Source organism: Clostridium liquoris (genome assembly GCF_002995785.1).
Lineage (GTDB): Bacteria > Bacillota > Clostridia > Clostridiales > Clostridiaceae > Clostridium_AO > Clostridium_AO liquoris.
In genome coordinates this window covers 105,421-128,909 of record NZ_PVXO01000073.1, presented here as the reverse complement: position 1 = coordinate 128,909, position 23,489 = coordinate 105,421, and the positions used below count along the sequence as shown (strand labels likewise).

Here is a 23,489-nt window from a genome sequence, read left to right as displayed (position 1 = left end):
TATGACTGGAAATTTATAATGTGAATCATAGTATTGTTACATTAATATTACAGTGTTATGATTGATTTGAGGCAAGAATTACTCCATATTAAATTTCATAAAATTTTAGTAAGGGAGCAGAGAAAAGATGAAAAAGAAACCAAAGTGGATTATTATATTTATTTTATTAGGTGTAGTAGTTTTAGCAGGTATTAGCTGGAGAAATTATAAAAATTATTCAAATAATAAGGACAAGCAGCCTGTTTTGAAAGTAGCAGGGGATATAAATTTTCCACCTTTTGAATACATGGATGAAAATGGAGTGTATACAGGTTTTAATGTGGATATAATTAGAGCCATTTCTATAGTAAGTGGTGTTGATGTACAATTCTATCCTATGAAATGGGAAGAAGCCTGTGAAAAATTGAAAGCAGGGGAGATAGATTTAATACAGGGAATGAAATACACAGAAGATAGGGAGAAATACTATGATTTTTCTAAAGGATATTTACAGAATACTCAATTAATTTTTGTGCTGTCTCAAAATGATAACATTGATGATTATGAAAAACTTAGCGGACATAGAGTAGCTGTACAAGAAGGAGATGTAGCAATAAGCAATTTAAAAACTCTCCCTAAGGTAAATATAGTCTATACAAAGGATCAAGAGGAAGCTTTTAAGAAGCTGCTAAATGGAGAAGTAGATGCATATATAGGAAATAGTTTGACTGGGGTAAATTACATAAATAAGTTAAATGCAAGAAATAAAATTAAAATAGTAGACACACCTTTAAATCCTACTGATTATGCAATAGCTGTAAGAAAAGGTGACAGAAAAACTTTAAATTTAATTAATAAAGCACTTAAAGAAATAAAAGATAATGGCACCTACGAAATTACATTTAGAAAATGGTTTGGATATGATATTAACTATCCAAAATGGTATGTTCAAAATGTAAGTAAAATAGCACTATTAATAATAGTTATTTTTGCTATAGCATTATTAGCATTTTATGAGTGGAATGATTTATTAAAGGAAGAAGTACAAAAACAAACTCATAAGATCAAGGAAACTAATATAGCTTTATTGAAAAAGAACCAACAGATTAATGAGGAAAAAGAATTCAGAGAACAAATATTAAACAAAATGTTTAATGGAATTATTACAATTAATAGAGATGGAATTATTTCCTTCATTAATACAGCAGCACTTAATATGTTAAACTTAAACGTAGATTGTGTAATGGGGAAAAATTATAAACAAACAATATTAAAAGATATATTTTTCCTAGATAGCATGGAGAAAAAGAATGTTGAAAATGAAGTGAATATAAGTGGAAACAAGATGTATATAAATTATAAAATAAATTTACTAAATAATAATGATAAATATAATTGGGAAACCATTATAAGTTTTAGAGATATAACAGAAGAAAAGCTAGCACAGGAGGCTATAAGAACTAAAGATAAAATGCAGTCTTTAGGTACATTGCTTTCTGGAATAGCTCATGAAATAAGGAATCCATTGACTTCTATAAAAACCTATGCAGAACTTATACCAAAAAAATATGACAATCCGAAATTTAGGGAAATGATTTCTATTGATATACCAAAGGAAATAGAAAGATTAAACAGTTTGATAAATGATCTTTTGGAATATTCTAGACCTAGAAAGCCATTTAAAGAAAATATAAATCTATTAGAATCCTTAAATGAAATTTTATTACTAATTAAGGATAAGGCTTTAAAAAACAACGTGGATATAAAAATTAATGTAGGTAAAGACATACACATATTTATGGACAAAAATCATCTTAAGCAAGTAATGATAAATTTAATATTGAATTCTATTGAGAGTATGGATAAAAAATATAAAGTTATTAACATTTATACTAAAATTGAGGGCAAAAAAATTGTATTATATGTAGAAGATAATGGATGTGGAATAGATGAAAAAGATATGGATAAAATATATAATCCTTTTTATACTACTAAAGCCAACGGAACTGGGTTAGGGCTTTTTGTAATTTATCAATTACTGTTAGAAAATCAGGTAAGTATATCTTTACAAAGTTATAAAAATCAGGGGACAAAATTTTTATTAGAATTTCAAAATAATTAAGAGGTGATAATATTGTATAAATTGCTTATTATTGATGATGAAACTTCCATATGTACCTCTTTAAGTTTCGCATTGGAAGATAATTATTGCATATTTACTGCTAATGATGAAGAAAGTGCTATTGAAATGATAAAGGAAAAAGATATAGATATGGTATTATTAGATCTTAAGTTAGGGAAAAGTGATGGCATAAATGTTCTAAAAAAACTGAAAGCTATTAAATCAGAACTAGTAGTGATAATTATGACAGCTTTTGGCACCATAGAATCTTCAGTGAATGCTATGAAAGCTGGTGCATTTTATTATATAACTAAGCCTATAAATATTGAAGAATTAAGCCTATTATTAATGAAAGGCGAAGAATATATAAAGCTTAATACCAAAATTAAATATTTAAGTAATCAAATAGATGAAGATTCAAAATATAGCATTATAGGAAGTTCAAAAAAAATAAAAGAAGTATTTGATTTAATAGATAGAGTTAAAGATATTGACATAAATGTATTAATAACGGGGGAGAGCGGCACGGGAAAAGAATTAGTAGCTAGGGCTATACATTTTCATGGGAAAAGAAAGGATAAGCCTTTCAATGTGATTAATTGCTCTGCCATTCCTGAGAATCTTTTAGAAAGTGAGCTTTTTGGATATAAAAAAGGGGCATTTACAGGGGCTATAGAAGATAAAAAAGGGATTATTGAGCTTTCTCATGAAGGGACACTATTTTTAGATGAAATAGGAGATATGGATATTAATCTGCAAACAAAACTATTAAGGGTTATTCAAGATAAAGAAATTAGACCTATAGGTTCTTCTAAAAGCATACACGTAGATGTAAGGCTTATATCTGCTACTAATAAAGATTTAAAAGAGGAGATTAAAAATAATAGATTTAGACAGGATTTATTTTATAGATTAAATGTAATTAACATTAATATGCCTCCTTTAAGGGAACGCAAAGAAGATATAGCTAAACTTATAGAGTACTTTATAAAAAAATATAATGCAAAGTTAGATAAAAATATTAAAGGTATAACCTCTAAAGCATTAGATGCACTAGAAAAATATAATTTTTATGGCAATGTAAGGGAATTACAAAACATTATAGAAAGGGCTATAGTGCTTACAGAAAATGATTATATAAAGGAAGAAGATTTACCTGAAGAAATATTTAATAAAGAAAATATTGCTATTGATGAAAATGATTTAATTCCTGTATTTGTTGGGGAAGATGTAAAAACAATTGAAAAAAAGGTTTTAGAATATACTTTGAAAAAATTTGACGGAAATAGAAAAAGAACGGCCGAAGTACTTAATATAGGGGAAAGAACCTTGAGGTATAAAATTAAGGAATACAAACTTTAAAAAAGTGTGAAGCACTTTTTTTAGAGGACAGTTGACAATTGGCATCTGTCAACTAAAAAATTACTTTGTAATTTTTTGCTAGCGTCTATAAATTCAACGTCAAAAAATTTTAAATATTAATCAAAAATTTCAGAATATATAAAATACATAGACGCTTTAAAGACGAAGATGTTATATAATAAGCTCGTAAGGTAAAACAAGAATTTAGCAAATAAATATTTAATATAAATAGGGAGGAAAAGATTATGACAAAAAACTTTGATATTTCAGAAGCAATGACAATAAAACTAGATGATTATCTACCAGAAATGCCAAAATTCGTGAAAGGTATAAGAAGAGCACCAGATAGAGGTTTTCATTTAACAAAAGCTCAAACAGAAATAGCATTAAAAAATGCTTTACGTTATATACCAGAAAAATATCATGAGCAGTTAATCCCTGAATTCTTAGAAGAGTTAACAACTAGAGGAAGAATTTATGGATATAGATTTAGACCAGAAGGAAAGATTTATGGGAAGCCAATTGATGAATATAAAGGAAATTGTATTGAAGGTAAAGCTTTTCAAGTTATGATTGATAATAACTTAGACTTTGATGTAGCATTATATCCATATGAACTTGTTACTTATGGAGAAACAGGCAGCGTATGCCAGAACTGGATGCAGTATAGATTAATAAAGAAATACTTAGAAGCAATGACACAGGATCAGACATTAGTAATGGAATCAGGACATCCACTAGGATTATTTAAATCAAAACCAGAGGCACCAAGAGTAGTAATCACAAATGCATTAATGGTTGGTATGTTTGATAACATAAAGGATTGGGAAGTAGCCGAAGAAATGGGAGTTGCAAACTATGGACAGATGACAGCTGGTGGTTGGATGTATATAGGACCACAGGGAATAGTTCATGGAACATTTAACACAATATTAAATGCAGGAAGATTAAAATTAGGAATTCCTAATGATGGAGATTTAAGAGGAAGACTATTCGTAACTTCTGGCTTGGGAGGAATGAGTGGTGCTCAGGGTAAAGCTTGCGAAATAGCACATGGTGTAGGAATTATTGCAGAAGTAGATAAGTCAAGAATAGATACAAGACTTGAACAGGGATGGATTAAAAAATGGTCAGCAAATCTAGAAGAAGTATTTGCTATGGCTAAAGAATCACAGGAAAAAGAAGAAGCAATGTCTATTGCTTACTATGGAAATATAGTAGATTTACTTCAATATGCAGTAGATCATAATATTCATATAGACCTTCTTTCAGACCAGACTTCATGCCATAATGCTTATGAAGGTGGTTATTGTCCAGAAGGAATTACATTTGAAGAAAGAACTAGATTACTTGCGGAAGATCCAGAAAAGTTCAGAGGATTAGTAAATAAAACATTAAGACATCACTTCCAAGTAATTAAAGCTTTAACTGATAGAGGGGTATACTTCTTTGACTATGGTAACTCCTTCATGAAAGCAGTTTATGATGCTGGAGTTAAAGAAATATCAAAGAATGGTATTGATGAAAAAGATGGATTTATCTGGCCATCATATGTTGAAGATATAATGGGACCACAGTTATTTGACTATGGATATGGACCATTTAGATGGGTATGCTTAAGTGGAAAACATGAAGACTTAGTTAAAACTGACCATGCTGCTATGGAATGTATAGATACTAACAGAAGATACCAGGATAGAGATAACTACAACTGGATAAAGAATGCTGAAAAGAATTCATTGGTTGTAGGAACTGAAGCTAGAATTCTTTATCAGGATGCTGATGGCAGAATAAAAATAGCTCTTAAGTTCAATGAAATGGTTAGAAATGGTGAAATAGGACCAGTTATGATGGGAAGAGATCACCACGATGTATCAGGTACAGACTCACCATTTAGAGAAACTTCAAACATTAAAGATGGAAGTAATGTAATGGCTGATATGGCTGTACAGTGCTATGCTGGTAATGCTGCTAGAGGTATGAGCTTAGTCGCTTTACACAATGGTGGTGGAGTTGGTATTGGTAAATCTGTAAATGGCGGATTTGGTTTAGTTCTTGATGGAAGCCATAGAGTTGATGAAACAATTAAATCTGCTTTATCATGGGATGTTATGAGTGGAGTTGCTAGACGTTCTTGGGCTAGAAATGAACATTCAATTGAAACAGTATTAGAATTTAACAAAGCTAATAAAGGAACAGATCATATAACTCTTCCATATTTAGCAGATGACAAGATGGTTGCAAATGCTGTAGAAGGCGTATTTAAAAAAATTCATAGATAAAATAAAATAATCACAAAATTTTGCAGTATACAATATGTGTATACTGCAAAACTATATATTGAAGTAGGTGGTATTAATGAAAAAAGGAAATATGTTAATAAAAAATTCTTCAGAATTAGTTACATGTAGTGGTAATAAAGCTAAGTTTGGAAAAGATATGTCAGATATTAATGTAATTTTAGATGGTGCTGTAGTAATAGAAGATGGAATAATAAAAGATGTAGGTACCACAGAGGATATATTAAAAAAGTATGATGAGACTAAATATGAGACAATTGATGCTAAGAACAAATGTGTTCTTCCAGGATTTGTTGATTCCCATACTCATTTCATATTCGGTGGATATAGAGCAGAAGAATTCTCTTGGAGACTTCGTGGAGACAGCTATATGGAAATCATGAATAGGGGTGGGGGAATAGTTAACACAGTAACAAGTACTAGAAATGCTTCCAAGGAAGAATTATTTAACTTAGGCAAAAAAAGACTAGATTCTATGCTAAGCTTTGGAGTTACTACTGTAGAAGGAAAAAGCGGTTATGGATTAAACTATGAAACAGAAATGAAGCAACTAGAGGTTATGAAAGAATTAGATAAAGAACATGCTGTAGATATCTGTAGGACTTTTTTAGGAGCCCATGCAGTCCCTGATGAATATAAAGGAAGAACAGATGAATATATAGATTTTATGTTAGAAAAGATATTACCTGAAGTGGCAAAAAATAAGCTGGCAGATTTCTTTGATGTATTCTGTGAACAGGGAGTATTCTCAGTAGAAGAATCAAGAAAAATGTTTTTAAAAGCTAAAGAATATGGAATGAAATTAAAAATACATGCAGATGAAATTGTTCAGCTTGGTGGATCTGAATTGGCAGCAGAATTAGGAATGGTTTCAGCAGATCATTTACTTCATGCTTCCGATAAAGGAATAAAGGATATGGCAGAAAAGGGTGTAGTAAGTACTCTTTTACCAACCACTGCATTTTGTTTAAAAGAACCTTTTGCTAGGGGAAGATTTATGATAGATAATGGATGTGCAGTAGCTTTAGCCACAGATTTTAATCCTGGCAGTGGATTTACTAATTCTATACCATTGATGTTTGCATTAGCTACTATATATATGAATATGAGCATAGAAGAAGCAATAACTGCTATGACTATAAATGGTGCTGCAGCAATAGATAGAGCTGATTCCATTGGCAGCATTGATATAGGCAAAAAAGGAGATATAGTAATACTTGAATATCCATCCTATAAATTCTTACCATATAATACAGGAGTAAACACAGTAGAAAAGGTTATAAAAAATGGAGTATTAGTTCACAAAAATTAGTTATTAAGTATTTTATATATATTTAATATCTTCGGTTAGCACACAGGTGAATTCACTTATTTTAATAAAATAAGTGAATTTGCTTTTTAATTATCAGAATTTTGTTTATAATTAAAGAAGGGGTGATTTATATGAAAGATAAATTTGATGAAAGTATTCTCCAATCTTTTAGTGAAGTTAGTCCATACCTATCTAGTTTGCTTGACGAAGATGTCAGCTTTGCATTAACAGATAGGGAAAAGTTTATAGATTTTTTACCAGGTGAAAATATAAGACCAGATATAACCGTAGGTAAAGCTATAAAAGAAGGCAGTTCTACCCAGGAGGCATTAAAAACAAAAAAAACTATATGTAAAATAGTGCCTGAGCAGGTATTTGGGTTTAAATTAAAATCTATTGCAGTTCCACTAAAAGGCAGTAATGGTGAAATTGCTGGAGTGGTTTCTATAGGAAAAAGCTTGAAAAGACAGGAGGAAATCTTAAATCTATCCAAGAATCTTTCTATGGCATTAAATCAAATTTCTTCTGCTAGCAGTGAGGTTTCTAGTGGTGTTCAAAATATTGCAGCTTCAAATGATGTAGTATTAAAAGAAGCTAATGAAGCTTTTGAAAAAACAAAAAATACTAATGAAATATTATCTTTTATTAAAAATATTGAAAAACAAACAAACCTTTTAGGGCTAAATGCGTCTATCGAGGCGGCTAGAGCTGGTGAACTTGGGAAAGGTTTTTCTGTTGTGGCTTCCGAGATAAGAAAATTATCTAATTCCAGCAATGAATCTATTACTAAAATAAATCAGGTCATAAAAGAAATACAAGCGTCCGTTGGAAATATTTTAAATAGTATTAAAGAAGTAAATGAAACTTCGCACAATCAAGCAGCAGCTCTGGAAGAATTGACAGCTTCTATTCAAGAACTTAATACTACGGCTGAAAGCTTGAAAGAAATTTCCTCAAACTACTAGTATTTTAAGATGACTCCAAGAGAATTTAAAAAGGAGAATTGTATTATGGGATTGATGCATGTCTTCGAGATAATTGGAACAGTTGCCTTTGCTATATCTGGAGCAATGGTAGGAATCTCAAAGGAAATGGATTTATTTGGAACCATATTCTTAGCTATAACAACTGCAGTTGGAGGAGGAGTATTTAGAGATTTAATTATTGGAATTACACCTCCTACAGCATTTGTTAATCCTTATTTTTGCGTAATAAGTATAGTTTCGGCATTAATAGTATTTATATTTTATAACAAATTAAACAAGCTTAATAATATAATTCAAATATCAGATGCCATTGGCCTTGGAGCTTTTACAGCTATTGGGTGTAACGTGGCTATAAATCATAATTTTACAGGAACATTTATAATAGTTTCTCTTGGTCTTTTCACTGGAGTAGGAGGAGGAATATTAAGGGATGTATTTGCTCAAGAGATCCCTTTTGTTTTTACAAAAGAAATATATGCAGTGGCTTCCATACTTGGAGCCATAACACTTATATATGCCAGAAAAATTTTTGATGGATATACCGCTTCCTATATATGTTTTTTTACTACATTTATAATTAGAGTTTTGTCAATAAAATGCGGCTTACATCTACCTAAGGTCAGGTCTGAAAAAGAAAAATCAAAATTTACATTATAGTTTTTATATATTATACTAAATAATAGGATATTCCTAAATCATATGATGAAAAAGAGGGGATAATACATGAGCAGTATTTATGTAAAAATGTTTGGCACTCCCATTGTAACAAAAGATGGCAAAGAAATTTTATTCCCATATAATAAGGTAAAGGCTTTATTCTACTATTTAATAGTTAATAAGCAGGCTAGCAGGGATGAACTAGCAGGATTGTTATGGAGTGAAGAGAATGAAAATATAGCAAAGAAAAATTTAAGAAATGCTATTTACAAAATAAAAAAATCCTTTGGTGAAGAGATACTTATATCTCCTAAAAAATCTATTGTTATGTTAAATGGTGACATAGATATAAAATCAGATATAGATATTTTCTTAAATGATAATGAAAAATGGATTGAAGCCTATACAGGAGAATTTCTTCAAGGATTTTTTGTAAAAAATGCTGAGGAATTTGAAGATTGGATAATTAAGGCAAGGGAAAATTATCAAGAACAATATCAAGGAAAGCTATATGATCAAATAAATAAGGATATTAACAATTGTAATGCTAGTAACATAGAAAGATATGCAAAATTATTGATTAGTGTAGATGAATTTGATGAAAAAGCCTATAGAATATTGATGGAATATTACAAAGAAAATAAAAATTATGGAAAAGTAATAGAAACATATAACAAGCTTTCTCAATTATTGGACAAAGAGTTAGGTATAGCTCCTGATGAGCATACAAGAAAAATATTTAACGAAGTGTTGGACATAATGAATGAATCAAATGGAAATAAGAAGGAAAGTACAAATGAATTTTTCTATGGAAGATGTAATGAATTGAGATTATTAGAAAATAATTATGAAAAGTTCATAAAAGGCAATGATGGTAAATCTATTATTATAACAGGGGAAGCGGGTATAGGCAAATCAAGGCTTATTGATAAGTTTGTAAAAGACATAGATGAAGACGAAACATATATATTTGAAACTAGTTGCTATCAAGTAGAAAAGGAATATTTTTTAAAACCGTGGAATACCATAATTTCTAAAATATCAGATACTATATTAAATGATAAAATAAATATTCCAACCATATGGGAGAATATAATTTCTACAATATTTCCAGAATTTCATAAAAAGGATTCTAATCCAAATATAAAGTTAATAGAAAATATTGATACTTTAAAATATGAAATGATAGGTGATGTGTTAACAGATATATTAAAGAAGATTAATGAAAAGAAGAAGGTTATTTTCATATTTGATGATATTCAATGGATGGACAGCATGAGTTTATCTTTACTTAGCAGCGTAATGCTGCATCAGAATAAAAATAATAATATATTTATTGCTACATGCAGAAATGAATACGATAGCAATATAGATAAATTTATGACCACAATGAATAGTTATAATAAAGTAATAACTGTAAATTTGCCTAGGTTTACTAGTACAGAGGTAGAGGGATTCATAAGAAAGGCTCTTCCTAATTATAATATGACAAAGGAAATGCTAAAGAAGATATATGATGAGACGGAAGGAAATACATTTTTTTTAACAGAGTATTTAAATATTATTAAATCTAATGGAGATACAAATATAATGTCTGTTAAAATGCAGGATATATTAAAAAGCAGATTCCTATATATATCAGACGAGGGAAAGAAAATATTAAATATAGCATCTTTATTCTTTGATGAAGTTCCATTAGATATATTGGAAGACTTAACTGGTAAAGATGAATTGGAATTAATAGATATAATAGAGGAATTAGAAAATAAATTTATTTTAAAAGAAGTAAATAGTAATGATAAAATTAGTTTTAAATTTACCCATCAAAAATTAAGAGAATTTGTTTATATTAAACAATCTGATGGGAGAAAAAAAATTCTTCATAATAAGATAGGAAATTTACTAGAGAAGGGTTTGAAAAATGATAAAACAGATATAAATACTTATCACAAACTAATTTATCATTATTCTAATGGAGATAATAGAGTAAAATCTTTAAATTATAAAATAAAAAGTTTAAATTATTATTTAAATTTTAGTCATGAACTTTTTCCAATATTAAGTAATCCAGATAGTGAAGCTTATAAATATGCGTATTTTAGTAAGCAGCAAACTATAAAGCATTTAAAGGATATTGATAATTTATTAAAGGAAGTTAAAAAGAAAGAGGGAGCAACAGAACAGGTAGTAAAATTAGAAATAGCTTTTCTTCATATGAAGGGCAGGTATTTGATAAGAGAAGGAGATTATGAACAGGGGACAGCCTTTATACAGGAAATGATTGAAAAGTCTATTGAGATAAAAGACAGGGATTATGGCCTTGAAGGATATAAACAAATGATATACTATTGTATTCAAACCAATAAAACTGATCTTATGATAAGATATGTAGAATTAGCATTGGATTTAGCTGTGGAATGTAACTATCATAAGGAAATAGGTATTTTATTAAGATTAAAAGGTCTATACAAAATAATGTGTGGAGAATATGAAGAAGCAGAAAAATTATTAAATGAATCTATAAATATATTTAATGTAACTAAGCAGGTAGCTGATAAATATTCTTTAAATATTGCAGCGGCCTATAATTACATTGGCGAAATAAGAAGATTTAACATGAAATTTTCAGAAGCCTTAAATTACTATGATAAGGCTATTGCTATTTGTGAAAATAAAAATGCATTAACTAGTTTAGCTGTATTTAATATAAATGCTGGGCAAGCAGCTTTTGATATGGGAGATTACTATGGGGCTAAAGATTATTTTGAAAAGGCTTACAGCCTATATAACCAATTTGACTCCATATGGAGACGTTCCATACTAGAAGCCTTTATGGCTCTTCTATATGTAAAGGAGGGAAATTATTCTGAAGGATTACAATATCTAAAGAATGCAGACGCACATTCCCAAAAGCTTAAAAACCCTCATGAGATAGGTGTAGTTTATAGGATTAAAGCTGAAATAAGGGTTAGTATGGAAGGAAATGAAAACTTAAATAAAATATACAGTAAATATTTAGACAAAGATATAGATTATTATTGTGATGAAGGAATAAAATTCTTAAAAGAAGCAAGAGATAATTATGAAATAGAAGTAATAAATGTATTGAGAAAGGCTAATAAAAATTAGGTAAATTTTTGGCCTAATGTATCCTACGAGGTAGACATTAAAAAGTCTGCCCTATAGGATATTTTTATTGTATTTGCAAGTGAAATTATTCTAATTTAGTAAATCACATAGATAAAGCGATAATGAATTAAAACATTAGCATAATGCAGCTTTAGCAATTTACAGGTTTATTATGATAATTCGGAATTGCGCTAAAATTGAAAGAAAAGCATGTTAGATATATAATATATTGAAAATTCAAAAGGCAATTTAAAAATGAGAAAAATTAAAAAATAGACGATTTGTAGACGTAAATTATAAGAAAATAGCCAGGAATCAAGTGAATTACACAGGAATTTTAAGCTTATATCTATATTTATAACTAAAAGTAAAAGAAATACAGTATATATCTATTTTGAATTGATAAATGAATTTGAATGATTAAATTTTTAAAAAATTCAAAATAGACTTTTATTTGACGAAATCATGATATAATTAGGCTGTAATAAAGATCAAGTAACTCTTAGAGAGGAGGAAACGAAAATTAAGCTGCATTTTGTGAAGGTAAATCCGGTGGAGAACATGACAATATTTGTTTTAGATCAAGTTCCAAGGAATATGCAAATGCATGTAGCAAAGAAATTGATGAGTTATAGTAATATTTGTGCAGAACAAGTTGGTTTTATTGAAAAAGCAATCGTACACAAAGAACTAGAAGATAAATGTCTTAGACTTCAAATGATGGGAGGTGAATTTTGCGGTAATGCTACAAGAGCTTTGGCAGCATTGATGGTACATAACCAGTATCCTAATATTACTAAAGCAGAAGATGGGCATACAGTTCAATTAGAAGTATCGGGAATTGATTCTATAATTAATTGCCAGGTATATAAAACAGAAGATGATAATACTTACTTATCACAAGTTAATATGCCTTTACCTAAGGAGATTAGCGATTTTTCATTTGAAGTAGATGGTATCGTTTTCTCTAGTATAAAGGTAGAATTTGAAGGAATTACGCATTTTATAGTGGATAGTAAAAAAGTAAAGGACAAAGATCTTTTCTTTAAACAAATAAAAAATGAAATGGATAAGACTCACTATGATGCCTTTGGAATTATGTATTATGACTATAATGAAGAATTTTTAGAACCTTTAGTGTATGTTAAGGGTACTGATAGTCTTTTTTGGGAAAGAAGCTGTGCCTCCGGAACTTCAGCTTTAGGGGTAGCATTAACCTATATGAAGAAGAAAAATATTGACCAAAAAGTAAGACAACCTGGGGGACTGCTTCAAGTAACAACTAAATGGTCTGAAAACAGTGTTGAAAGCATATGCTTAAATGGGACAGTTGAAATTGTGGCAGAAGGAATAGTAAATGTATAATATTTAATTTATTCAATAAGGGGGAATAAAAATGATATTACTAAATCCGGTTATAATATCAGTAATAGTGATGTCAGTACTATGTCTGCTAAAGCTAAATGTAATTCTATCAATATTAATAGCTGCCATAGTTGCTGGATTAGCTGCTGGAATGCCTATAACAGACACAATGGCTACATTAATTGGAGGTATGGGAGGAAATTCAGAAACAGCTTTAAGTTATATACTTTTGGGTGCTTTAGCTGTTGCAATTAATAAAACAGGTCTTGCAACAATATTAGCAAAGAAAATATCCAAGGTAGTTAAGGGAAAAGCAGTTGCATTTACCTTAGTTATAGCTTTTGTAGCATGTTTTTCACAGAATTTAATACCAGTTCATATAGCATTCATTCCAATTTTAATACCACCACTAATTCCATTAATGAATAAAATGAAGCTAGATAGAAGAGCGGTGGCTTGTGCATTGACTTTCGGTCTTAAGGCACCATATGTATCTTTTGGTGTTGGATTTGGACTTATATTCCATAATATTATAAGAGACCAAATGATTCAAAATGGAATTCCAATTACAACTAAAGATGTTGGAAGTGTAATGTGGATTGGCGGATTATCAATGCTTATAGGTTTGCTATTAGCTGTACTTGTAGCGTATAGAAAACCAAGAGAATATAAGGATATAAAAATAGAAGGTCTTGATTTAGATGAGACTGAAGATGTTAAAATGACACCAAAACACTGGTTAGCACTTTCAGGGGCAATAGGAGCATTTGTAGTTCAGCTTATTACAGGATCATTACCACTTGGAGCATTAGCAGGATTGCTAATTATGGTTCTAACTGGATCAATAAAGGTAAAAGAAATAGACGAAATGATAGATGGCGGATTAAAAATGATGGCATTTATTGCTTTCGTAATGTTAGTTGCAGCAGGCTATGGAGATGTTTTAAGAAAAACTGGAGCAGTTGAAGCTTTAGTTAGCTCTACAGCAAGCGCAGTAGGTGGAAAAATGGGTGGAGCTTTCTTAATGCTTGCAGTTGGACTTCTAGTAACAATGGGTATAGGAACATCCTTTGGTACAATTCCAATTATAGCTGCAATATATTGTCCATTAGGTATAAAACTTGGAATGAGCACACCAACAATTATACTACTATTAGGAATTGCAGCAGCACTTGGAGACGCTGGTTCACCAGCATCAGACAGTACTTTAGGACCTACATCTGGATTGAATGTAGATGGACAGCATGATCATATTTGGGATACCTGTGTGCCAACATTCATATTCTATGATATACCATTATTCATAGCAGGTATGATAGGAGCTGCTATAATGGGTTAATTTATGAAGCATATGAAGCTAATATATAGCTCTAATATATAGTTAATAATATACACTTTAAGGAGGAAATACAAATGAAAGAATTTAAAGAAGTTGTTTTAACAGGAAATGATTTGACTTTAGAGGAAATGGTAGCAGTAGCTAGAAAGGGATGTAAAGTATCTTTAAGTGAAGAAGCTAAAAAGAATGTTTTAAAATCAAGAAAAATTATTGATGATATAGTTGAAAATGAAAAAGTTGTTTATGGTGTAACTACTGGTTTTGGTGAGTTTTGTAATGTAAGTATATCCAAAGAAGATTGCAGTCAATTACAAGAAAATCTTATACGTTCACATTCTTGTGGATATGGTCCAAGATTTTCAACAGATACAGTAAGAGCTATAATGCTTACTAGAGCAAATGCTTTATCAAAGGGATATTCAGGAATAAAAATAGAAACTATAAATACTTTAATAGAGATGTTAAATAAAGGAGTACATCCATGTATTCCTGAAAAAGGATCATTAGGAGCATCAGGAGACTTAGCACCACTTGCTCATATGGTTTTACCAATGCTTGGACTTGGAGAAGCTGAATACAAGGGTCAAATAATGTCAGGTAAAGAAGCTATGAACAAGGCTGGAATTCCTACAATTAAGTTAGAAGCTAAAGAAGGTTTAGCACTAATAAATGGTACTCAAGTATTAACAGCAACTGGAGCATTAGCAGTATATGATGCTATACAATTATTAAAGGTTAGTGATATTGCAGCTGCATTAAGCATGGAAGCATTAAGAGGAATAACAGATGCATTTGATCCTAGAACTCATGTAATTAGACCACATGAAGGACAAATGGCTACTGCAAGAAATATATTAAAATTAGTAGAAGGAAGCACTTATGTAACTAGACAAGGGGAATTAAGAGTACAGGATGCTTATTCATTAAGATGTGTACCTCAGATACATGGTGCTAGCAAGGATACAATTGATTATGTACAGAAAAAGGTTGAAATAGAAATCAACTCAGTTACAGACAATCCAATTATAACAAGAGAAGGAGACGTTATCTCCGGTGGTAACTTCCATGGAGAACCAATGGCACAGCCTTTTGACTTTTTAGGAATTGGAGCAGCAGAAATTGCTAACGTATCAGAAAGAAGACTTGAAAGACTTATAAATCATCAGTTAAATGATCTGCCAGCATTCCTTGCTAAACATGGTGGATTAAACTCAGGATTTATGATTACTCAGTATGCTGCAGCAGCTTTAGTATCAGAAAATAAGATACTTGCTCATCCAGCATCAGTAGATTCAATCCCATCCTCAGCTAACCAGGAAGATTTAGTAAGCATGGGAACTATAGCAGCAAGAACAGCTAGAGATATAATTAAAAATTCTACAAGAGTAGTAGCTACAGAAATGATGGCAGCTTGCCAGGCTATAGATTTTAGAAAAGATAAAGGCTTCAAGTTAGGAAAAGGAACTGAACAAGCTTACAAAGTAATAAGAGGGTCAATAGACTTTATTGAATATGATACTAATATAGAAATGTATAAAGAATTAGATAAAGCTACAGAATTAATTACTAGTGGAAAAGTACTAGATGCTGTTGAAAACGTAGTAGAATTAGAACATTAAAATTAATTATTAAAATAAACCTGTAAAATTTTACAGGTTTATTTTTTTTACCATTGTATTCAATTTTATTCTCAAATATGATAAAAGCTTATTAAATTTGAGAAAAGCGAAGAATGGTGTAAAAGCAATACTTACACTTAATGGTATTAAGATTAATACTAAATAATTCTCAATTTTGATAAAAATAATATATAAGTTTTTTCAGAACATTGATTTTACAGCAGTGTAAATTAATTCCACTTGGCATTGAAATTGCTATTTAATGTAAGTGAGCTTAATTTTGAGGAGGAGTGTTTATGTATAATGAGGATTTGCTAATAAATATTTTAAAGGATGGGGTAGTTCCAGCATTGGGATGTACAGAACCAATGGCAGTAGCTTATGCTGTTGCAAAAGCTAAGGAATTGCTTGAAGAGCAAGTAATGGAATTGAATATAAGTGTAGATAAAAATATATTTAAAAATGGTAAGGAAGTTGGTATTCCAGGAACAAACAATAAAGGTATTATTATGGCAGCAGCTTTAGCCATTGTGGTTGGGAAATCTGAATACAAGCTTCAAGTTATTAAAGATTTAGCTGTTGATGATATTCAAAAAGCTTTAGATTTAATTGAACAGAATATTATCCATCTAAACTTAAGAGAAGAGATTACTGGACTATACATAGAAGTAGAAGCTAAAGGAAAAAGCAATACATCCAGGGTTGTAATTAGAAATAGTCATTTAAATATAGTATGTCTTGAAAGAAATGGTGAATGTATTTCACAACAGTATGAAGAAAAGATTTCCCAAATTGGTATAAGGGATAGGATTAAAGAATTTTCTATAGCTGATATTAAGGAATTTGTAGATAATGTAGAATTAGAAAAGATACAGTTTATTAATGAGGGCATTATTATGAATAAAAAGATTGCTGAAGAAGGATTAAAATATAATTTAGGCTTAGGATTGGGGAATCTATTATATAAGGATAATGAAAGTATTGAACATTATGCAAAAGCAATAACTTCAGCAGCTTGTGAAGCTAGAATGTCTGGCTATCCATTACCAGTTATGAGCAGTGCAGGCAGTGGAAATCATGGGTTAGTAGCAATACTGCCTATAGCTGCAGTTGGGGAGAAATTAAATATAAATAATGAAATAATTATTAGAAGTGTAGCTTTAAGTCATTTAGTAACCATTTATATTAAAAGCTATACAGGAGCGTTGTCAGCAGTATGTGGCTGTGGGGTAGCTGCAGGAGTAGGGGCAAGTGCTGGATTAACATACTTGTTAGGTGGAGATATAAAACAGATATGCGGGGCTATAAAAAATATGATTGCAGGTATATCTGGAATGATTTGTGATGGAGCTAAATTAGGATGTGCATATAAATTAATTATTTCAGTATCCTCAGCATTAGATGCTGCAAAAATGGCCCTAGATAATATTTTTGTACCTTCTAATGATGGTATTTTAAATCAGTCTGTGGAAAAATCAATTCAAAATTTGGGTAAGGTATCTACTGAAGGAATGAGCTGTACAGATGAAGTTATTTTAAATGTTATGATGGAAAAGTGTAGTTGAAAAATGTAGCGTAAAGCTACTAAAAATATATTAAATAGGAGGAAGTTATCATGGGTAAGGTGAAAGACAGCTTAGTATTAAAACTATTTATAGCAGTAATAGGGGGAATTATATTAGGACTTGTTTCATCTGAGGGTGTAATAGGAGTAGTAATGACTATAAAGTATGTATTAGGACAAGTAATTTTCTATTGCGTACTGCTTGTAATTATAGGATTCATTGCACCTTCTATAGTTAAAATGCGATCTAATGCTAGCAAAATGTTGGGAATTGCTGTAGTTATAGCATATATCTCATCTATTGGAGCAGCTACTTTTTCAGCTATATCTGGCTATGCTATTATCCCGAAATTATCTATAACTAGTAATGCAGAAGGATTAAAGAAATTACCTGAAATAGTATTTCAATTAGATATACCTCCAATTATGTCTGTTATGACAGCATTAATTACCGCAGTTCTAATAGGTCTTGCCACTGCTTGGACAAATTCAGATTTAATTGAAAAGTTGTTGGATCAGTTTCAAAATATTATGCTCTCCATTGTAACAAGAGTAGTAATCCCTATTCTTCCATATTTTATAGCTACAACTTTTGCAGGATTAGCTTATGAGGGAAGTATTACAAAACAATTACCAGTATTTTTAATTGTCATATTATTAGTAATAATAGGCCATATTATTTGGCTTACATTATTGTATATTATAGGTGGAGCAATGTCTAAGAAAAATCCTTTAGAAGTGGTAAAGCATTATGGGCCAGCATATTTAACAGCAATTGGAACTATGTCTAGTGCAGCTACTTTACCTGTAGCTCTTAAATGTGCTCGTAAATCTTCCGTTTTAAGAGATGATATGGTAGATTTTGCAATTCCATTATGTTCTACTATACATCTGTGTGGCTCTGTTTTAACAGAAACATTTTTTGTTATGACAGTGTCAAAGATAGTGTATGGCACATTACCACCTGTTGCTCAAATGGTGCAGTTTATAATATTATTAGGTATTTTTGCTATAGGTGCTCCAGGGGTACCTGGTGGAACAGTAATGGCTTCACTAGGATTAATTACAGGAATATTAGGATTTAATGATTCAGCAGTGGCATTAGTATTAACTATATTTGCACTACAGGATAGCTTTGGAACAGCTTGTAATGCTACTGGCGATGGAGCCATAGCACTTATGCTGACAGGCATAGTTGAAAGATATAATATATTTGATAGTTCTAATATAACAGGCTAAATATTTGTATAGTGGACAATTGATAATTGACAGTGGACAGTTAAGGATAATTTTTCTTGGCTGTTGCCATGAAAAATTTATAATTATAAAGGGGATGTCGCACTAAAAATTAGTGCGACAGATTTTGTCTATAAATAAAACCACCTGCTATGCAGGTGTGTTCAGAAAAGCTTAAGCGTTGAAAAAAAATACCTCACTTTGATATAATAGATATGGTTTCGCCAGCCAATCTAAAATCAAAAGAGGTATTGCCCAAAATGGACAATAATAGTTTAGCACATACTAATTGGAGATGTAAATATCATATAGTATTTGCACCCAAATATAGCATTTAAAAAAATCAATATGTAAAAAATTTAAATTGAATCAATTTTAATACATAATTATGGTTTGAATTATAGGCTATCGCCTAATTTAGAGGCTAAAGCAAAAAAACGCGGCCTACTGGCCGCTTTAGTCTTAAATGATTTTTCGTAATGTTAATGGAGAAAAATTATCCATATCTATTATTTATTCTTTAGTATTTATAATTTAATCCTTTGTCAACTGTTAACTAAAATATAAAGAGCTTATTTAAAGATTTTTTTAGTGGAGCTTCAATATCCTTTTGCATGTCCATAGTAATTAGATTACCATCTTCTACAACTTTTTTCCCTCCAACAAAAACATCTTTTATATTTCCATCTTTATTAAGAACCTTCAAATCACAAAAATTATTTACATCTATGTTTCCTATAAAACCATTGTTAAATGCTAATGGAGTAGTTCCAATACTGTCAATAGTATCACTATTGATATCTGTATATCTATTTTTTAGGAAATTACGTTCTCCGGTAATAGATAAATCATCATTACTAGCTTCTCCATCTGTTCCAAGGTAAAGAGGTATATCTTTATCTAAAAGTTTTCTTAAATCAGCTTCTCCGGTTTTTATTCTATTATTCATTCTTGGATTTAAAACAACTTTCATATTATACTTTTTAATTATGTCTCTTTCATTATCATCAATCCATACACAATCTGATAAAATAACATGTCCTAAGCTTTTTATTTCGTTTTTCTTTAATAAAGATTCTAAAAATTCTATAGGTCTTAGGCCATAAAGTTTAAGAGATAGATCTACATCTCCTTTATCTTCGGAAAGATGAAATTGAATGTATTTACCATACTCAAATGCCAAATTAATTCCTTTTATAATAGCTTCCTTTGTTGAAGCATGGATACTATGTAATGAAGGGGCAACTACTACATTATTAGAACAAGCTTCTCCAGAAAGCATCATGAAATTAATTTCTGCTTCTTCAGGAGTTTCATAATAAGTTTTTTGAGATGCCTTTTTACCTTCATAAGCATCTTCATTTATAATATCATAATTCATTCTACCAAAATATAATCGTATGCCTACATCTTCTGCTGCTCTTATTACTTCTCTATCTAAAAGATTTTTTTTATTTCCGTGGCAATAAAAAGAAACCATTACAGAGGTAACACCTAAAGTAAGCATTCTGGAAAAAGCTCTTAAACAACCTAAATATACATGTTCTGGTTGTAATTTTACGCTATATTTGTATATGGTATTTCTACACCAAGTGCCTAAATCCCAAGACTTATCTATTATATCTGTATAGATGGATTGTTCAGGATGTGAATGACAATTAAAGTCACCTGAACAAATTGTGTAATTTTCTTCATAGTTTATTATTTCACCAGTAAAATTTTCAGGAGGAATTTCATCAAAAACAATTTTTTCTATTAATCCAGTATCTAAGTTTGCTATGATATAACCTTTTTTATCACTTTTATCTTTCCTAAAAACACCTGTTATTAAAGCTTTATTTTTCATAAATATCCCGTCCTTTATATTATATTCTTGTATATTATCTATTATTTCGACAATTATAGAATTATTCCTCTTAAATTGCTAGAGAAAAATATTAAAGAGATTAAATATTTTGAAAATAGCCTGCAAAAATTGCAGTGCGGCAAAAAGTGCAGGGTAGAATAATTCAGAAAAGTTACATTTTACTGAATATTTGGTTGATAAATGTGTTGGCATGAATTTTGCTATATAATATTATAAAAAATAAAAAAAGGGAGGATTAATATGAAAATAGAAATTGTAAAGGGAGTATTAACATTAAACGTTGACATGATTGCAACTTTAGCATTATCACTTTTGCTATTATTTTTAGGTACCTATTTAAGAAAGAAAATTAATTTCTTTGAAAGGTTTTGCATACCTGCTCCAGTAATCGGTGGACTTTTATTTTCAATTTTAGCTTTAATTTTAAAACAGAGCAATATTATAACAATAAGTATGGATACCACATTTCAATCACCTTTTATGATAGCATTCTTTACAACTATCGGGCTTGGTGCAAGCTTTGGCCTTGTAAAAAAAGGTGGAAAACCATTGATTATATATTGGATATTATGTTCCATAATGGCAGTAATGCAAAATGTAATTGGGGTTTCAATGGCTAAGCTGGTTCATATTCATCCTATACTTGGAGTTATGATGGGTGCTGTTTCTATGGAAGGCGGGCATGGTGCAGCGGCAGCCTTTGGGCCAACAGCAGAAGCTTTAGGAGTTCAAAGTGCAACTACAGTTGCTATAGCAGCTGCTACATTTGGACTTATAGCTGGTGGGTTGATAGGCGGTCCTATAGCTAAACATTTAATAGATAAATATGATTTAAAACCAACAGAAGTTGATGAATCAGTTGGAGAATCTTATAAGGAAGCGGCAGGTATTAGTGAAAAATCTAATGTTACTTCGTCAGTATTTTTGCTTCAATTAGCAGTTATAACTGTTTGTATGACTATTGGAGCTATGGCAAGTACATGGATTACTAAAACAACAGGCGCAGCACTTCCAGGCTATGTAGGGGCAATGTTTACTGCGGTTATATTCAGAAACTTAAATGATAAGTTTAAAATTGTTAAATTAGATTTTTATACCATTGATTTGATTGGAGATGTAAGTTTAGGAATATTCTTATCCATGGCTTTGATGACATTAAAACTTTGGGAATTAGCAAGTTTAGCAGGCCCAATGATAGTGGTATTAATGGCTCAGGTAGTATTTATGATATTTTATACACTATTTATTGTATTCAAAGCATTGGGAAAAGATTTCGATGCAGCGGTTATGGCAGCTGGTATGGCTGGACATGGACTTGGAGCTACTCCAAACGCTATAGCTAATATGGGAGCTGTAACAGAAAAATATGGTCCTTCAACAAAAGCATTCTTGATAGTTCCATTAGTCGGAGCATTCTTAATAGACTTAGTTGGAATACCTAATATAGTATGGTTTATGAATTATTTTAAATAATGTATAATTAGCCACATCAATATTAGCGTCTACAAATTAAGCCAAGATTTATAAAGGTTTGCGAATTATTGCAAAAATTAGACGATTTGTTGATGGATATGTAGTATAATAAAGTCAGAAAAAACAAAAAATTGTGCTTTTAAAGTAAACACTATAAAATAAATACTATAAAATAAACACTATAATTAATAGAACTTATATAAAATTTAAGGAGGAGTTTACCATGGCAAAATTAGTTGAATGTGTACCAAATTTTAGTGAAGGAAGAGATAAGGTACTTATTGAAAAAATAGTTGACGAAGTAAGAAAAGTTAAAGGGGTAAAATTATTAGATTATTTACCAGATGAAGATCATAATAGAACAGTTGTTACAATGATAGGAGCACCAGGACAAGTAAAAGAAGCAGTTATAAATGCAGCAAAAGTAGCAACAGAACTTATAGATATGACTAAACATCAAGGCGGACATCCAAGAATGGGAGCAACAGATGTGGTTCCATTTACACCAGTATCAGATGTTACAATGGAAGAATGTATTCAGTTAGCTAAAGAAGTTGGTGAGGCAATTGGAAACTGGGGAATTCCAGTATACTTATATGAGGATGCAGCAACAAAGCCTGAAAGAAAGAATTTAGCAGATATTAGAAAAGGACAGTATGAGGGATTCTTCGAAAAAATTAAGGCTGAAGAATGGAAGCCAGATTTTGGACCACATGCTATGAATGCTAAGAGCGGATGTACTGCTGTAGGAGCTAGAGTTTCATTAGTAGCATTTAATGTTAACTTAGGAACTGATAATGTAGAAATAGCAAGCGCTATAGCTAAAAAGGTAAGATTTATTGGTGGCGGATTAAGATTTGTTAAAGCAATAGGATTAAAATTGGAGGAAAGAAACATAGTTCAAGTTTCCATGAACCTTGTAAACTATGAAAAGACATCAGTATACAGAGCTTTTGAAATGGTAAAGATGGAAGCTAAAAGATATGGTGTCCCAGTAATAGGAAGTGAAGTAATAGGAACAGTTCCAATGAAAGCATTACTTGATTGTGCTGAATATTACTTACAAATTGAAAATTTTGATATGAATCAGATTCTTGAAAAAAGATTACTTGAATAATTTGCTTTGAAAATTCCTTTAAATAAATAAATGAGGCTGTGGCACTAATAATAAATTCTAAA

Annotated in this window: 15 protein-coding genes and 1 pseudogene; 15 read left to right on the top strand and 1 reads right to left on the bottom strand. The window is 30.5% G+C overall.

What is annotated here, in order from left to right:
• The first annotated feature begins 127 nt into the window (after window positions 1-127).
• The 13 genes and pseudogenes from CLLI_RS14065 to CLLI_RS15155 form a co-directional block, all read left to right on the top strand.
• Window positions 128-2,101, top strand: coding sequence for a transporter substrate-binding domain-containing protein (locus CLLI_RS14065; protein ID WP_106064821.1), 1,974 nt, complete (start codon window positions 128-130; stop codon window positions 2,099-2,101).
• A 3-nt stretch (window positions 2,102-2,104) separates the two neighbouring features.
• A complete protein-coding gene (locus tag CLLI_RS14060) occupies window positions 2,105-3,463 on the top strand; it encodes a sigma-54-dependent transcriptional regulator (RefSeq protein WP_423236804.1) in 1,359 nt (452 codons plus the stop codon).
• 245 nt (window positions 3,464-3,708) lie between these two features.
• The gene (locus tag CLLI_RS14055; protein ID WP_106064819.1) at window positions 3,709-5,745 is read left to right on the top strand and encodes a urocanate hydratase; all 2,037 of its coding nucleotides are present in this window, start codon (window positions 3,709-3,711) and stop codon (window positions 5,743-5,745) included.
• A gap of 76 nt (window positions 5,746-5,821) precedes the next feature.
• On the top strand, window positions 5,822-7,075 hold the full coding sequence (gene hutI / locus CLLI_RS14050) for an imidazolonepropionase (protein WP_106064818.1): 1,254 nt from the start codon (window positions 5,822-5,824) through the stop codon (window positions 7,073-7,075).
• A 131-nt stretch (window positions 7,076-7,206) separates the two neighbouring features.
• The gene (locus tag CLLI_RS14045) at window positions 7,207-8,040 is read left to right on the top strand and encodes a methyl-accepting chemotaxis protein (protein ID WP_106064817.1); all 834 of its coding nucleotides are present in this window, start codon (window positions 7,207-7,209) and stop codon (window positions 8,038-8,040) included.
• A 45-nt stretch (window positions 8,041-8,085) separates the two neighbouring features.
• Complete coding sequence (locus CLLI_RS14040; RefSeq protein ID WP_106064816.1) at window positions 8,086-8,718, top strand: trimeric intracellular cation channel family protein; 633 nt, start codon at window positions 8,086-8,088, stop codon at window positions 8,716-8,718.
• A 66-nt stretch (window positions 8,719-8,784) separates the two neighbouring features.
• Window positions 8,785-11,847 (top strand): AAA family ATPase, encoded by a 3,063-nt coding sequence (locus CLLI_RS14035; RefSeq protein WP_106064815.1) that lies wholly within the window; start codon window positions 8,785-8,787, stop codon window positions 11,845-11,847.
• 537 nt (window positions 11,848-12,384) lie between these two features.
• Entirely contained in the window at window positions 12,385-13,212 is an 828-nt protein-coding gene (locus tag CLLI_RS14030) for a histidine racemase CntK family protein (RefSeq protein ID WP_479723248.1), read from the top strand.
• A gap of 31 nt (window positions 13,213-13,243) precedes the next feature.
• Complete coding sequence (locus CLLI_RS14025) at window positions 13,244-14,551, top strand: Na+/H+ antiporter family protein (protein ID WP_207655119.1); 1,308 nt, start codon at window positions 13,244-13,246, stop codon at window positions 14,549-14,551.
• Between the two features lie 74 nt (window positions 14,552-14,625).
• A complete protein-coding gene (gene hutH, locus CLLI_RS14020; RefSeq protein WP_106064813.1) occupies window positions 14,626-16,170 on the top strand; it encodes a histidine ammonia-lyase in 1,545 nt (514 codons plus the stop codon).
• A 296-nt stretch (window positions 16,171-16,466) separates the two neighbouring features.
• A complete protein-coding gene (locus CLLI_RS14015; protein ID WP_106064812.1) occupies window positions 16,467-17,735 on the top strand; it encodes an L-cysteine desulfidase family protein in 1,269 nt (422 codons plus the stop codon).
• A gap of 50 nt (window positions 17,736-17,785) precedes the next feature.
• Entirely contained in the window at window positions 17,786-18,973 is a 1,188-nt protein-coding gene (locus CLLI_RS14010) for a dicarboxylate/amino acid:cation symporter (protein WP_106064811.1), read from the top strand.
• A 257-nt stretch (window positions 18,974-19,230) separates the two neighbouring features.
• Window positions 19,231-19,299: pseudogene (locus CLLI_RS15155) on the top strand (IS200/IS605 family transposase); the annotation flags it as partial.
• 227 nt (window positions 19,300-19,526) lie between these two features.
• Here the strand turns inward: CLLI_RS15155 and CLLI_RS14000 are convergent.
• Window positions 19,527-20,816: an amidohydrolase family protein gene (locus CLLI_RS14000; protein ID WP_106064810.1), complete on the bottom strand. Its 1,290-nt coding sequence runs from the start codon at window positions 20,814-20,816 to the stop codon at window positions 19,527-19,529.
• A 261-nt stretch (window positions 20,817-21,077) separates the two neighbouring features.
• Between CLLI_RS14000 and gltS the strand changes: the two genes are divergently transcribed.
• Window positions 21,078-22,310 carry a sodium/glutamate symporter gene (gene gltS / locus CLLI_RS13995; protein WP_106064809.1) on the top strand — a complete coding sequence of 411 codons (1,233 nt, stop codon included), beginning with the start codon at window positions 21,078-21,080 and terminating at the stop codon, window positions 22,308-22,310.
• Between the two features lie 223 nt (window positions 22,311-22,533).
• Window positions 22,534-23,427 (top strand): glutamate formimidoyltransferase, encoded by an 894-nt coding sequence (gene ftcD / locus CLLI_RS13990; protein ID WP_106064808.1) that lies wholly within the window; start codon window positions 22,534-22,536, stop codon window positions 23,425-23,427.
• Window positions 23,428-23,489 lie beyond the last annotated feature (62 nt).

Bases quoted from the DNA above. Each gene is read 5' to 3' on its own strand.
- CLLI_RS14000 (WP_106064810.1), bottom strand. From the start codon at position 20,816: ATGAAAAATAAAGCTTTAATAACAGGTGTTTTTAGGAAAGATAAAAGT.
- hutI (WP_106064818.1), top strand. From the start codon at position 5,822: ATGAAAAAAGGAAATATGTTAATAAAAAATTCTTCAGAATTAGTTACA.
- gltS (WP_106064809.1), top strand. From the start codon at position 21,078: ATGAAAATAGAAATTGTAAAGGGAGTATTAACATTAAACGTTGACATG.
- CLLI_RS14035 (WP_106064815.1), top strand. From the start codon at position 8,785: ATGAGCAGTATTTATGTAAAAATGTTTGGCACTCCCATTGTAACAAAA.
- CLLI_RS14065 (WP_106064821.1), top strand. From the start codon at position 128: ATGAAAAAGAAACCAAAGTGGATTATTATATTTATTTTATTAGGTGTA.
- CLLI_RS14055 (WP_106064819.1), top strand. From the start codon at position 3,709: ATGACAAAAAACTTTGATATTTCAGAAGCAATGACAATAAAACTAGAT.
- CLLI_RS14040 (WP_106064816.1), top strand. From the start codon at position 8,086: ATGGGATTGATGCATGTCTTCGAGATAATTGGAACAGTTGCCTTTGCT.
- CLLI_RS14015 (WP_106064812.1), top strand. From the start codon at position 16,467: ATGTATAATGAGGATTTGCTAATAAATATTTTAAAGGATGGGGTAGTT.
- CLLI_RS14010 (WP_106064811.1), top strand. From the start codon at position 17,786: ATGGGTAAGGTGAAAGACAGCTTAGTATTAAAACTATTTATAGCAGTA.
- CLLI_RS14025 (WP_207655119.1), top strand. From the start codon at position 13,244: ATGATATTACTAAATCCGGTTATAATATCAGTAATAGTGATGTCAGTA.
- ftcD (WP_106064808.1), top strand. From the start codon at position 22,534: ATGGCAAAATTAGTTGAATGTGTACCAAATTTTAGTGAAGGAAGAGAT.
- hutH (WP_106064813.1), top strand. From the start codon at position 14,626: ATGAAAGAATTTAAAGAAGTTGTTTTAACAGGAAATGATTTGACTTTA.
- CLLI_RS14045 (WP_106064817.1), top strand. From the start codon at position 7,207: ATGAAAGATAAATTTGATGAAAGTATTCTCCAATCTTTTAGTGAAGTT.